This window comes from Pseudomonas sp. So3.2b (assembly GCF_019464415.1).
Taxonomy (GTDB): domain Bacteria; phylum Pseudomonadota; class Gammaproteobacteria; order Pseudomonadales; family Pseudomonadaceae; genus Aquipseudomonas; species Aquipseudomonas shahriarae.
Genome location: NZ_CP080494.1, coordinates 283,413 through 296,337 on the forward strand (window position 1 = coordinate 283,413; position 12,925 = coordinate 296,337).

At 63.3% G+C, this 12,925-nt stretch carries 14 protein-coding genes; 6 read left to right on the top strand and 8 right to left on the bottom strand.

What is annotated here, in order from left to right; all coding sequences use genetic code 11:
* The first annotated feature begins 78 nt into the window (after positions 1-78).
* Both K1X80_RS01275 and K1X80_RS01280 read left to right on the top strand, forming a co-directional pair.
* The gene (locus K1X80_RS01275) at positions 79-636 is read left to right on the top strand and encodes a DNA-3-methyladenine glycosylase I (protein ID WP_057439285.1); all 558 of its coding nucleotides are present in this window, start codon (positions 79-81) and stop codon (positions 634-636) included.
* Between the two features lie 40 nt (positions 637-676).
* Entirely contained in the window at positions 677-1,564 is an 888-nt protein-coding gene (locus tag K1X80_RS01280) for a lysophospholipid acyltransferase (protein WP_057439284.1), read from the top strand.
* A 136-nt stretch (positions 1,565-1,700) separates the two neighbouring features.
* Here K1X80_RS01280 and K1X80_RS01285 read toward each other — a convergent pair whose 3' ends face one another.
* From K1X80_RS01285 to K1X80_RS01310, 6 genes are read right to left on the bottom strand one after another with little or no spacing between them, the layout of a single operon-like run.
* Positions 1,701-2,012 carry a tetratricopeptide repeat protein gene (locus K1X80_RS01285; protein ID WP_128593096.1) on the bottom strand — a complete coding sequence of 104 codons (312 nt, stop codon included), beginning with the start codon at positions 2,010-2,012 and terminating at the stop codon, positions 1,701-1,703.
* 18 nt (positions 2,013-2,030) lie between these two features.
* Positions 2,031-3,404: a Trk system potassium transporter TrkA gene (gene trkA, locus K1X80_RS01290; protein ID WP_057957876.1), complete on the bottom strand. Its 1,374-nt coding sequence runs from the start codon at positions 3,402-3,404 to the stop codon at positions 2,031-2,033.
* Between the two features lie 23 nt (positions 3,405-3,427).
* The gene (gene rsmB / locus K1X80_RS01295; protein WP_220172619.1) at positions 3,428-4,738 is read right to left on the bottom strand and encodes a 16S rRNA (cytosine(967)-C(5))-methyltransferase RsmB; all 1,311 of its coding nucleotides are present in this window, start codon (positions 4,736-4,738) and stop codon (positions 3,428-3,430) included.
* On the bottom strand, positions 4,738-5,688 hold the full coding sequence (fmt, locus tag K1X80_RS01300) for a methionyl-tRNA formyltransferase (RefSeq protein ID WP_115127075.1): 951 nt from the start codon (positions 5,686-5,688) through the stop codon (positions 4,738-4,740). The genes rsmB and fmt overlap by 1 nt, the downstream gene beginning before the upstream one ends.
* Before the next feature lie 57 nt (positions 5,689-5,745).
* Complete coding sequence (gene def / locus K1X80_RS01305; protein WP_005783383.1) at positions 5,746-6,252, bottom strand: peptide deformylase; 507 nt, start codon at positions 6,250-6,252, stop codon at positions 5,746-5,748.
* Entirely contained in the window at positions 6,240-6,515 is a 276-nt protein-coding gene (locus K1X80_RS01310; protein ID WP_128593095.1) for a hypothetical protein, read from the bottom strand. The genes def and K1X80_RS01310 overlap by 13 nt, the downstream gene beginning before the upstream one ends.
* Between K1X80_RS01310 and dprA the strand changes: the two genes are divergently transcribed.
* Together dprA and K1X80_RS01320 are read left to right on the top strand one after the other, a co-directional pair.
* A complete protein-coding gene (dprA, locus tag K1X80_RS01315) occupies positions 6,516-7,610 on the top strand; it encodes a DNA-processing protein DprA (RefSeq protein ID WP_128593094.1) in 1,095 nt (364 codons plus the stop codon). It abuts the gene before it with no gap.
* A gap of 54 nt (positions 7,611-7,664) precedes the next feature.
* Positions 7,665-8,222, top strand: a complete 558-nt coding sequence (locus K1X80_RS01320; RefSeq protein ID WP_057957880.1) for an L-threonylcarbamoyladenylate synthase — start codon at positions 7,665-7,667, stop codon at positions 8,220-8,222.
* A 122-nt stretch (positions 8,223-8,344) separates the two neighbouring features.
* On the opposite strand, the gene K1X80_RS01325 is transcribed toward K1X80_RS01320, so the two are convergent.
* Positions 8,345-9,322 carry an NADPH:quinone reductase gene (locus K1X80_RS01325; protein ID WP_057439281.1) on the bottom strand — a complete coding sequence of 326 codons (978 nt, stop codon included), beginning with the start codon at positions 9,320-9,322 and terminating at the stop codon, positions 8,345-8,347.
* Positions 9,323-9,481: 159 nt separating this feature from the next.
* Between K1X80_RS01325 and hemF the strand changes: the two genes are divergently transcribed.
* Positions 9,482-10,414: an oxygen-dependent coproporphyrinogen oxidase gene (hemF, locus tag K1X80_RS01330; protein ID WP_057957881.1), complete on the top strand. Its 933-nt coding sequence runs from the start codon at positions 9,482-9,484 to the stop codon at positions 10,412-10,414.
* Positions 10,414-11,238: a shikimate dehydrogenase gene (gene aroE / locus K1X80_RS01335; RefSeq protein WP_057439279.1), complete on the top strand. Its 825-nt coding sequence runs from the start codon at positions 10,414-10,416 to the stop codon at positions 11,236-11,238. Before hemF ends, aroE begins: the two co-directional genes overlap by 1 nt.
* Before the next feature lie 47 nt (positions 11,239-11,285).
* Here aroE and K1X80_RS01340 read toward each other — a convergent pair whose 3' ends face one another.
* Complete coding sequence (locus K1X80_RS01340; RefSeq protein WP_057957882.1) at positions 11,286-12,848, bottom strand: SulP family inorganic anion transporter; 1,563 nt, start codon at positions 12,846-12,848, stop codon at positions 11,286-11,288.
* Between the last annotated feature and the right edge of the window lie 77 nt (positions 12,849-12,925).

Genomic DNA, 12,925 nt, shown 5'->3' on the forward strand with positions numbered 1-12,925 from the left:
ATTCACCTGTTACTTGGGCTGCGATTTAAAGGGCGGGAGTATACCCGATTCGGCCCCGCCACCACTCCCTGGAGCCTTATGCCACGCTGCTTTTGGTGTTCTGAAGATCCGCTGTACATGGCTTATCACGATCAAGAGTGGGGAACGCCGCTGCGCGATGCGCAGGGTTTGTTCGAGTTGCTTTTGCTCGAAGGGTTCCAGGCGGGCCTGTCCTGGATCACCGTTTTACGCAAACGCGAGCATTATCGAAAGGTCTTGTTCGGTTTTGATCCAAAGCGCCTGGCGCAGTTGAGCGATGCCGAGATCGAGCAGTTGATGCTCGACCCAGGCATTGTGCGCAACCGCTTGAAACTCAATGCCACCCGGCGCAATGCCGCGGCCTGGCTGGCGCTGGAGGATCCGGTGGGGTTGCTCTGGTCGTTTGTCGGCGGCGTGCCCAAGGTCAATCATTTCAAGGATCGCAGCCAGGTCCCGGCGATTACGCCAGAGGCCGAAGCCATGAGCAAAGCCCTCAAGAAAGCCGGTTTTACGTTCGTCGGCCCGACTATCTGCTACGCGTTCATGCAGGCCTCAGGCATGGTCATGGACCACACCCAGGACTGCGACCGTTACGCGGACTTGGTCAACGCCGGTTAGAATGGCCGCTTTGCGCACCACACACGATCAGGAGTGACCTGTGGAAAAGTTAAAAGGCGCCTTGCTGGTAGGCGCTCTGCGATTGTTTGCCCTGCTGCCCTGGCGCGCTGTGCAAGCCGTGGGTTCGGCGATTGGCTGGATCATGTGGAAAACCCCCAACCGCTCCCGCGACACGGTGCGGATCAACCTCTCCAAGTGTTTCCCGGACATGGACCCGGCCGAGCGTGAGCGCCTGGTGGGCCAGAGCCTGATGGATATCGGCAAGTCCCTGACCGAAAGCGCCTGCGCCTGGATCTGGCCGGCCCAGCGCTCCATCGACCTGGTGCGCGAAGTCGAAGGCCTGGAAGTGCTGCAGCAAGCCTTGGCCTCGGGCAAAGGCGTGGTCGGCATCACCAGCCACCTGGGCAACTGGGAAGTGTTGAACCACTTCTATTGCAGCCAGTGCAAACCGATCATTTTCTACCGCCCGCCCAAGCTCAAGGCAGTGGATGACCTGCTGCGCAAGCAACGCGTGCAACTGGGCAACCGAGTGGCGGCGTCGACCAAGGAAGGCATCCTCAGCGTGATCAAGGAAGTGCGCAAGGGCGGCCAGGTGGGGATTCCTGCAGATCCGGAGCCGGCGGAATCGGCCGGGATTTTCGTACCGTTCTTCGCCACCCAGGCGCTGACCAGCAAGTTCGTGCCGAACATGCTCGCCGGCCATAAGGCGGTGGGTGTGTTCCTGCATGCCCTGCGGCTGCCGGACGGCTCGGGCTACAAAGTGATCCTGGAAGCGGCGCCGGAAGACATGTACAGCACCGACACGGCCACCTCCTGCGCGGCGATGAGCAAGGTGGTGGAGCGTTATGTCGGCGCCTACCCGAGCCAGTACATGTGGAGCATGAAGCGCTTCAAGAAACGCCCGCCAGGCGAGGCGCGTTGGTACTGATTCGCGACTGACTCAAGGTCGATGCAAAACCAATGTGGGAGCGGGCTTGCTCGCGAATGCAGAGTCTCAGTCACTGAATGTGTAGCTGATACACCGCATTCGCGAGCAAGCCCGCTCCCACATTTGTGATCTCCATTCAGGCTTGGCGGTCGAGTTTCTTCAGGAACACCGTCATCTCTTTCTCGGCCTGCTTGTCGCCGTGGGCCTGGGCCGCTGTAATCCCCTGCTCCCATGCCTGGCGTGCTGCGCTTGTATCGCCCAGCGCAGCGTGTGCCTTGCCCAGCAGCTTCCACGCCGCCGAATACTTCGGGTCAAACCCGACGCACCTCTGCAAATGCTCGGCCGCCTTGGCGTTGTCTTTCAGGTCCAGGTAACCCTTGCCCAAGCCAAAGCGCAGCAGCGAGTTATCCACACCCTTGGCGAGCATTTTTTCCAGGGATTCGAGCATGTCGGTCTCTCCGTCAGATCAGAAAAAGCTCAACCCCACGTGGAACAGCTTCTCCACATCGCGGATATGTTTTTTATCCACCAGGAACAGAATCACATGGTCACCCGTGGCGATTACCGTGTCGTCATGGGCGATGATCACTTCTTCATCGCGGATGATCGCGCCAATGGTGGTGCCCGGTGGCAAGCCGATATCGCGAATCGCCCGGCCGATCACCTTGCTCGACTTGGAGTCACCATGGGCAATCGCCTCGATGGCTTCCGCCGCGCCGCGCCGCAATGAGTGCACGCTGACGATATCGCCGCGCCGCACGTGGGCCAGCAAGGTGCCGATGGTGGCCAGTTGCGGGCTGATGGCAATGTCGATGTCGCCGCCCTGGATCAGGTCCACATAGGCCGGGTTGTTGATGATGGTCATCACCTTCTTCGCCCCCAGCCGCTTGGCCAGCAGCGATGACATGATGTTGGCCTCGTCATCGTTGGTCAGGGCCAGGAAGATATCCGCGTCGGCGATATTTTCTTCCATCAGCAGGTCACGATCCGACGCACTGCCTTGCAGCACCACGGTGCTGTCGAGGGTATCGGACAAGTAGCGGCAGCGCGCCGCGTTCATCTCGATGATCTTCACCTGGTAGCGGCTTTCGATGGCCTCGGCCAGGCGTTCGCCAATCTGCCCGCCGCCGGCGATGACAATGCGCTTGTAGCTCTCGTCGAGCCGGCGCATTTCGCTCATCACGGCACGGATATTGGCCTTGGCGGCGATGAAGAAGACTTCGTCGTCGGCTTCGATCACCGTGTCGCCCTGGGGCAGGATCGGCCGGTCGCGGCGGAAAATCGCGGCTACGCGGGTTTCCACATTCGGCATATGTTCGCGCAGCTGGCGCAGTTGCTGGCCCACCAGCGGCCCGCCGTAGTAGGCCTTGACCGCCACCAGTTGCGCCTTGCCTTCGGCAAAGTCGATCACCTGCAGCGCACCGGGGATTTCGATCAGGCGCTTGATGTAGTGGGTGACCACCTGCTCCGGGCTGATCAGCACGTCCACCGGAATCGCGTCGTTGTCGAACAGCCCGGCGCGGGTCAGATAGGCCGCTTCACGCACCCGGGCGATCTTGGTCGGGGTGTGGAACAGGGTGTGAGCGACCTGGCAGGCGACCATGTTGGTCTCGTCACTGTTGGTCACCGCCACCAGCATGTCGGCATCGTCGGCACCGGCCTGACGCAACACAGTGGGGAACGAGGCGCGGCCCTGGACCGTGCGGATATCCAGGCGGTCACCCAGGCCACGCAGGCGTTCGGCGTCGGTGTCGACCACAGTAATGTCGTTGGCTTCACTGGCCAGGTGCTCGGCCAGCGTACCGCCGACCTGCCCTGCTCCGAGGATGATGATCTTCATCCGGTCACTCCCTTAAAAATCATTCAGCCGCGTGCAGCGGCAATCTTGATCAGCTTGGCGTAATAGAAGCCATCGTGCCCGCCTTCCTGCGCGAGCAACTGGCGGCCGTGGGGCTGCTTGATGCCGGCGGTGGTGGCAATGTCCAACTCCCGCGCGCCGCTGGTGCGGGCGAGGAAGGCTTTGATCACTTCGGTGTTTTCGGTCGGCAACGTCGAGCAGGTGGCGTAGAGCAGGATGCCACCGACCTCCAGCGTCGGCCACAACGCGTCCAGCAACTCGCCTTGCAGCACAGCCAGGGCGGCGATGTCGTCGGGTTGGCGGGTCAGCTTGATATCCGGATGGCGGCGGATCACGCCGGTGGCGGAACATGGCGCGTCCAGCAGGATGCGCTGGAACGGCTTGCCATCCCACCAGGTGGCGGTGTCGCGTCCATCGGCGGCAATCAGCTCGGCGTCCAGGCCCAGGCGCGCAAGGTTTTCGCGCACGCGTACCAGGCGCTTGGCTTCCAGGTCGACGGCGACGACGCCGGCCAGGCCGGGCTCGACTTCCATGATGTGGCAGGTCTTGCCGCCCGGCGCGCAGCAGGCGTCCAGCACCCGTTGGCCCGGCGCCAGGTCAAGCAGGTCGGCGGCCAGTTGCGCGGCTTCGTCCTGCACGCTGATCCAGCCTTCGGCAAAGCCTGGCAGGCTGCGCACATCGCCTGCGGTCTCCAGCACGATGCCGTCCTGGCTGTACACACAGGCGCTGGCATTGATGCCGGCCTCTGCCAGTAATTGGAGATAGGCATCGCGGCTGTGATGGCGACGATTGACCCGCAGAATCATTGGCGGGTGGGCATTGTTGGCAGCGCAGATGGCTTCCCACTGCTCTGGCCAGAACGCCTTGAGGGATTTTTGCAGCCAGCGCGGGTGCGCAGTGCGCACTACCGGGTCGTGTTCGAGCTCGGCCAGCAACCCCTCGCTTTCGCGCTGGGCGCGGCGCAGCACGGCATTGAGCAAGGCCTTGGCCCAGGGCTTTTTCAGCTTGTCGGCGCAGCCTACGGTTTCGCCGATGGCGGCGTGGGCCGGCACCCGGCTGTAGAGCAATTGGTACAGCCCCACCAGCAGCAACGCCTCGACGTCGGCATCGGCGGCCTTGAACGGCTTTTGCAGCAGCTTGGCCGCCAGCGCCGACAGACGCGGCTGCCAGCGGGCGGTGCCAAAGGCCAAGTCCTGGGTGAAGCCGCGATCACGGTCTTCGACTTTATCCAGTTGCACCGGCAACGAGCTGTTCAGGGAGGCCTTGCCATTGAGCACGGCGGCCAGGGCCTTGGCGGCGGCCAAACGCGGGTTCATCAAGCGTCCACTCCGAGGATGATGCCGGGGGCAAATTTCTCACGACGGCTGTTGAACAAATCACTGAAGTTCAGCGCCTTGCCACCGGGCAATTGCAGACGGGTCAGACACAGTGCCTGTTCGCCGCAGGCCACCAGCAGGCCTTCCTTGCTGGCGCCGATGATTTCACCGGGGGCGCCGCTGCCTTCGGCCAGGGTGGCGGCGAGGACTTTCAAGGCTTCGCCATTGAGGGTGCTGTGGCAGATCGGCCACGGGTTGAAGGCGCGTACCAGGCGCTCCAGCTCCACGGCCGGGCGGCTCCAGTCGATGCGTGCTTCGTCCTTGTTCAGCTTGTGGGCGTAGGTGGCGAGGCTGTCGTCCTGCGCTTCACCCTGCAAGGTGCCAGCAGCGAGACCGGCAATCGCCTCTACCACCGCAGGCGGGCCCATCTCCGCCAGGCGGTCGTGCAGGCTGCCGCCGGTGTCCTGTGCGGTGATGGGCGTGGTGACCTTGAGCAGCATCGGCCCGGTGTCCAGGCCGGCTTCCATGCGCATCACGGTCACGCCGCTTTCGGCGTCACCGGCTTGCACCGCGCGCTGGATCGGCGCCGCACCGCGCCAGCGCGGCAGCAGCGAGGCATGGCTGTTGATGCAGCCCAGGCGCGGGATATCCAGCACCGCCTGGGGGAGGATCAGGCCGTAGGCCACCACCACCAGCAGGTCCGGCTGCAGCGCGGCCAGTTCAGCCTGGGCCTCGGCATTGCGCAGGGTTGGCGGTTGCAGCACGACAATGCCGTGTTCCAGGGCAAGCTGCTTGACCGGGCTGGGCATCAGTTTTTGCCCACGGCCGGCCGGGCGATCCGGCTGGGTGTACACCGCGACGATTTCATAAGGGCTGGCAAGCAGGGCCTTGAGGTGTTCGGCGGCAAATTCAGGGGTGCCGGCAAAAACGATGCGCAGTGGCTCGGTCATGGGAAACGTCTCACAAAAGAAAAAGGCTTGCCGGAGCAAGCCTTTGAAAGAAGGGAATCAAGCTTGCTGGCGATGCTTCTTTTCCAGTTTCTTCTTGATCCGGTCGCGTTTGAGCGTGGACAGGTAATCGACAAACAGCTTGCCGTTGAGGTGGTCGCACTCATGCTGGATGCACACCGCCAACAGGCCTTCGGCAATCAGCTCGAAGGGTTTGCCATCGCGGTCCAGGGCCTTGATCTTGACGCGTAGCGGGCGCTCGACGTTCTCGTAGAACTCCGGCACCGACAGGCAGCCTTCCTGGTATTCGCCCATCTCGTCGGTCAACGGCTCGAACTCCGGGTTGATGTACACCCTCGGTTCGCTGCGGTCTTCGGACAGGTCCATGACCACCACGCGCAGGTGCACGTTGACCTGGGTCGCGGCGAGGCCGATGCCCGGTGCTTCATACATTGTTTCAAACATGTCATCGACCAACTGACGAACCTTGTCGTCCACTACGGCCACCGGTTTGGCGATAGTGCGCAGGCGCGAGTCCGGAAATTCGAGGATGTTCAAAATAGCCATAAGCGTAATTGCTGCACATGTGAGGTAAAGGCAAATCGGCGTCGGGACACCCGCACGGCCGGTGTGAAACGCTCGCAGGCCGCGAAGGCCAGGCATTTCACGCGAACCCACATAATAAAGGAGATTGCCCCCATGAGGAAATCGCTACTCGTCTTCAAAACAGGCGGCCCGGTTGGGCGGCAATAACCAGTTGCAATAATTAGCCTGCTAAAGAAGTTACCAACAGAGTTATCCACAGCTTGTTCCTGATCAAGGATGATCATATGTCAGTCATTCATACCCCGGATATTTCCCCTGCCGAGCTCGAAGCCCGCCTGCGTTTGCACCGTATGCCGGAGTTGGGGCCAAGGCGTTTTAAAACATTGATCGAGGCCTTTGGCTGCGCCTCAAAAGCCATCGGCGCGCCAGCCAGTGCCTGGCGCTCCCTGGGGTTGCCGGCGGCCTGCGCCGAAGCCCGGCGCAGTGCGCAAGTGCGTGATGGCGCCAGCGCCGCATTGGCCTGGCTAGAGCGCCCGGCCCAGCATTTGTTGATGTGGGACCAGCCCGACTACCCAGCCTTGCTGGCCGAACTGGACGATGCGCCGCCGTTGTTGTTCGTGGCCGGCACGCCCGCGATCCTGGAAAAACCGCAGTTGGCCATGGTCGGCAGCCGACGCGCTTCGCGCCCCGGAATGGACACGGCGGCAGCCTTTTCCCGCAACCTGGCGAGCGCCGGTTTTGTCATCACCAGTGGGTTGGCCCTGGGAATTGATGGGGCGGCCCACCAGGCGGCATTAGATGTCGGGGGGCAGACTATCGGGGTGCTGGGCACCGGCCTGGAAAATTTTTATCCACAGCGCCACCGCCGGCTCGCCGAGGCGATGATTGCCCAGGGCAGCGCGGTGGTTTCCGAGTTTCCGCTGGACGCCGGCCCCCAGGCTGGAAACTTCCCACGACGCAACCGCATTATCAGTGGTCTGTCCCTGGGCGTGCTGGTGGTGGAAGCCAGCGTGGCCAGCGGCTCGCTGATTACCGCGCGGCTGGCCGCCGAGCAGGGGCGCGAGGTGTATGCGATACCGGGCTCGATTCATCATCCGGGGGCCCGGGGCTGCCATCAGTTGATCCGTGACGGTGCGGTGTTGGTGGAAACCATCGAACACATTCTTGAAGGGTTGCGCGGCTGGCAGGCGTTGTCGCGGCCCGCGCCGGTGGCGGTGACCCACCCGCTGGTGGCGCTGCTGCACGCGGCGCCCCAGACCAGTGAAAGTTTGGCCATTGCCAGCGGGCAAAGCCTGTCCCAGGTGTTGGTGAGCCTTACCGAACTGGAGCTGGAGGGCCGGGTGATCTGTGAAAGCGGCCGCTGGCTCGCGCGCAGTTAGGTTTTGTTACGAAGATCGGTAAACTGCGCAGAGCTTTAGTCCGGAGAGTGAGTAATGGTCAACAGGTGGCGTGTGCAACAAGCCGCACGAGAAGTTCGCGCTGGCGCGGTGATTGCCTATCCGACCGAGGCTGTGTGGGGCCTGGGCTGCGACCCGTGGAACGAAGAAGCGGTAGATCGCCTGCTGGCGATCAAGGGCCGCTCGGTGGATAAGGGCTTGATCCTGGTCGCCGACAATATCCGGCAATTCGATTTTCTATTCGAAGACTTCCCGGACACCTGGATCGACCGCATGGCCAGTACCTGGCCGGGGCCCAACACCTGGCTGGTCCCCCACCAGGACCTGCTGCCTGAATGGATTACCGGTAAGCACGACACGGTAGCGTTGCGGGTCACTGATCACCCGCTGGTGCGGGATTTGTGTTCGCTGGTGGGGCCACTGATCTCCACCTCGGCCAACCCCCAGGGCCGGCCGGCGGCGCGCACGCGGATCCGGGTAGAGCAGTATTTCCGGGGGCAGGTAGACCTGGTGCTGGGTGGGCGCCTGGGTGGGCGCAAGAACCCTAGTTTGATTCGGGATCTGGCGACGGGCGAGGTTCGGCGCCCGTCCTGAGACCCAGGCGTGGCTATCGCGAGCAAGCTCGCTCCCACATTCGACCGATTTCCAGCATGGGAATGCGCTCGAATGTGGGAGCGGGCTTGCCCGCGATAGCGGTCTGCCAAACCACCGAGATCCTATGGCAACAGAATGGTCGACCCCGTCGTCCGCCGCCCCGACAACTCCACCTGCGCCTTCGCCGCGTCCGCCAGGGAATACCGCTGGTTGATATCAATGCGCACCTTGCCGCTTTCGATCATGCCAAACAGATCGTCAGCCATGGCCTGCAGGTTCTGTGGCGTATTGGCGTAGGTCGCCAGTGTTGGCCGGGTGACATACAGCGAGCCTTTGGCGGCCAGAATACCCAGGTTCACCCCCTCCACCGCGCCCGACGCATTGCCGAAACTCACCAGCAGGCCACGGGGCGCGACGCTGTCCAGCGAGGCGAGCCAGGTGTCCTTGCCGACGCCGTCGTACACCACCGGGCACTTCTTGCCGTCGGTCAGTTCCAGCACCCGCTGTGGGACATTTTCCTGGCTGTAGTCGATGGTTTCCCAGGCGCCGAGGGATTTGGCCAGGGCGGCTTTTTCCGGAGAACTGACCGTCCCGATCAGCTTCACGCCCAGGGCCTTGGCCCATTGGCAAGCCAGGGAGCCGACGCCACCGGCAGCGGCGTGGAACAGGATGGTTTCGCCGCCTTTCAACTCATAGGTCTGGCGCAGCAGGTACTGCACGGTCAGGCCCTTGAGCATGGCGCCGGCGGCTTGCTCGAAGCTGATGGCGTCCGGCAGGTGCACCAGGTTGGCCGCCGGCAACACATGCAGCTCGCTGTATGCACCCAGCGGGCCGCTGCCGTAGGCCACGCGGTCGCCGACCTTGAACTGGCTGACTTCGCTGCCCACCGCATCCACCACGCCAGCGCCTTCTGCGCCCAGGCCCGAGGGCAGGGCCGGCGGTGCGTACAAGCCGCTGCGGTAATAGGTGTCGATGAAGTTCAGGCCAATGGCCTTGTTCCGCACCCGGACCTGCTGTGGGCCTGGTTCCGCTGGCGTGTAGTCCACATACTCAAGTACTTCGGGGCCGCCATGGGCGCTGAACTGGATACGTTTGGCCATCTGCTCTCTCCTCAAGTCTGTTTCGCCAAAGGCTCCTATCGGACTCTTATGCTTGATCTTCGTCAACTGTGGCAGCGCCCGGCGCGGTGGTATCCTGTGCGCCCTTTGCCGCCGACGCCCAATGGCCTCGCGTAGCTTTGCCCGATTCAAGGTGATGCCATGACTACCCGCACCGAGGCTGTAAAAGCCTACCTGCTCGACCTGCAAGACCGCATTTGCAGCGCCCTGGAAACCTTCGAGGCCGATACGCGCTTTATCGAAGACGCCTGGACCCGCCCAGCCGGCGGCGGTGGCCGCACGCGGGTGATCGAGAACGGGAGCGTGATCGAAAAAGGCGGCGTCAACTTTTCCCACGTGTTCGGCAGCGGCCTGCCACCGTCCGCCAGTGCCCACCGCCCGGAGCTCGCCGGTCGTGGTTTTGAGGCCCTCGGCGTATCCCTGGTGATCCACCCGCATAACCCCCATGTGCCGACGTCCCACGCTAACGTGCGATTTTTCATCGCCGAGAAAGAAGGCGAAGAGCCGGTGTGGTGGTTCGGTGGCGGCTTCGACCTGACGCCCTACTACGCCAACGAAGAAGACTGCATCCACTGGCACCGCGTGGCCGAGCAGGCCTGTGCGCCGTTTGGCGCGGACGTGTACCCGCGCTACAAGGCCTGGTGCGACAGCTACTTCCACATCAAGCACCGCAACGAGCCCCGGGGCATTGGCGGCCTGTTCTTCGATGACTTGAACGAGTGGGACTTCGACACCTGCTTCGCCTTTATCCGCGCCATTGGCGACGCCTACATCGACGCTTACCTGCCGATCGTCCAGCGTCGCCAGGCGATGGCCTACACCGAGCAGCAGCGCCAGTTCCAGGAATTCCGCCGTGGGCGCTACGTGGAATTCAACCTGGTCTACGACCGTGGCACGCTGTTCGGCCTGCAATCGGGCGGGCGTACCGAGTCGATCCTGATGTCGCTGCCACCGCAAGTGCGCTGGAGCTATGACTGGAAGGCTATTGCCGGCAGCGAAGAAGCGCGCCTGACCGACTACTTCCTGCAAGACCGTGACTGGCTCGGCCTTGCTGCGCCCAAGGCGGCCAGCTGATGGATCGTTATGTGGTGTTCGGCAACCCCATCGGCCACAGCAAGTCGCCGCTGATTCATCGCCTGTTTGCCGAGCAGACCGGCCAGGCGCTGGACTACAACACGCTGCTGGCGCCGCTCGAGGATTTCACCGGCTGTGCCCGTGAATTTTTCCTGCAAGGGCGCGGTGCCAACGTCACCGTGCCATTCAAGGAAGAGGCCTACCGCCTGGCCAACGCCCTGACCGAGCGTGCGCAGCGCGCAGGCGCGGTGAACACCCTGAGCAAGCTGGCCGATGGCAGTCTGTTGGGCGACAACACCGATGGCGCCGGCCTGGTGCGCGACTTGACCGTCAACGCTGGCCTGAGCCTGGCGGGCAAGCGCATCCTGCTGCTCGGTGCCGGCGGCGCGGTACGCGGCGCCCTGGAACCACTGCTGGCGCAACAGCCGGCCTCGCTGGTTATCGCCAACCGCACCGTGGAAAAAGCCGAGCGGCTGGCCGAACTGTTCGATGACCTGGGGCCGGTGTCTGCCAGCGGTTTCGATTGGCTGAGTGAACCGGTGGACCTGATCATCAACGCCACTTCGGCCAGCCTGTCAGGCGATGTACCGCCGATTGCCGGCAGCCTGGTCGAACCGGGCAAGACCTTTTGCTACGACATGATGTACGCCAAGGAGCCGACCGCATTCTGCCGCTGGGCCACTGAACACGGTGCGGCGGTGGCAATGGATGGCTTGGGCATGCTGGTGGAGCAGGCGGCGGAAGCCTTCTACCTGTGGCGCGGGGTGCGGCCGGATTCGGCGCCGGTGCTGGCTGAACTGCGCAAACAACTGGCGGCTAACTGATTCTAATGTAGGAGCTGGCCAGCCAGCTCCTACAGTTTTTGACCGTGTCAGTCTTCGAAAAGGATCGGGCACTTGTCGGCCCCCTCCAGCTTCCTCAACTCCTCCACCACTTGCGGCCGCGCCCGGCGCAACGTCAGGCTGCGCCCCAGGCCCCGCAATCGCCGCGCCTCCTGGTGCAGCATCTCCACCCCGGAATAGTCGATAAAGTTGATCTGCTGCGCCTCGATCACCACCCGCTGGCCTTGCAGGCGCTGCAAGCGCACTTGCAGGTAATGGCTGGCGCCAAAGAAGATCGAGCCACCGACCCGCAGCACATCGTCTTCCCCATCGCGCCATTGCTGGACCCGTGGCTGCGAGGTGCGCTTGAGGTAGAAGAACAACGATGCCAGCACCCCGGCATAGATCGCCGTTTGCAGCTCCAGCAGCAAGGTAGCCAGGCAGGTCAGGCCCATCACCACACACTCGGCACGGCTGACCCGCCACAGTGCGCGGATGCCACGATGGTCCACCAGGCCCCAGCAGATCAGCAGAATGCTGGCGGCCATGCTCGGGATGGGGATATGCGCAATCAACGCCGCGCCAAACAGCGCAAACAGTGCCACCCATAACGCCGAAAACACCCCCGCCAGCGGCGAACAGGCGCCCGCCTCGTAACTCAGGCCCGAGCGGGTGAAGGAACCGGCCGACAGGTAGCCGGAGAAAAATCCGCCGACGATATTGGATAACCCCTGGGCACGTACTTCCTGATTGGCGTCGAGCAGTTGTTGCGAGCGCGCAGACAGCGAGCGGGCAATCGACAGGCTGGTCACCAACCCCAGCATGCCCACCGCCACGGCACTGGGTAGCAGGCGCAGGATCATGTCCAGGTCCAGCGGCAACGGGCTGAACGGCGGCAGTTGGCCAACAAATGAGCTGACCCGCGCCACATGCCCGAACATCGCCGGCCACACCCACGTCGCCAGGCTGCCCAGGACCAGGGCAATCAACAAGCTCGGCCAGCGCGGTACGCAGTATTTAAGCAGCACGCCCACCAGCAAGGTGCCCAGGCCAAGGGCCAGTGACGGGCGATCCCACTCGCCGCCGTGGTCGATCAGCGCCAGCAGGCTGTTGATGGCCGTGGCCTGGCTGGGCAGGTCGAGCCCCAGCAGGTTCGGCAACTGGCCCAGGGCAATGACCACTGCCGCGCCGAGGGTGAAGCCGAGGACGACGGAATGGGAGACGAAATTGACCAGCGCACCAAAGCGCAATATGCCCAATAGCCATTGGAATACACCGGCAAGCAAGGTCAGTAACAGAATCAGGGTGATGTAGTCCTGCGAGCCCGGCACCGCCAGCGGGCTGATGCTGGCGTAGAGCACGATGGAAATCGCCGCCGTCGGACCGCAGATCAAATGCCAGGACGAACCCCACAGGCAGGCGATCAGCACCGGGATGATTGCCGCATACAAGCCGTATTCGGGGGGCAGGCCGGCGATCAGGGCGTAGGCGATGGATTGCGGCAAGGCCAGCACCGCGCCGCTGAGGCCGACCAGCGCATCCCGGCCAATGCTGGCGCGGGTCTGGCGCGGCAGCCAGCGCAGGAAGGGGAAGAGTGTATGGGGCCGGGGCATTGGGCAGCTCAGGTCAAAAAAGTTTGAGTCAGGGTATCAGCACAAACACTGCCCTGTGGGCGCTGTCTTGTGCGGGC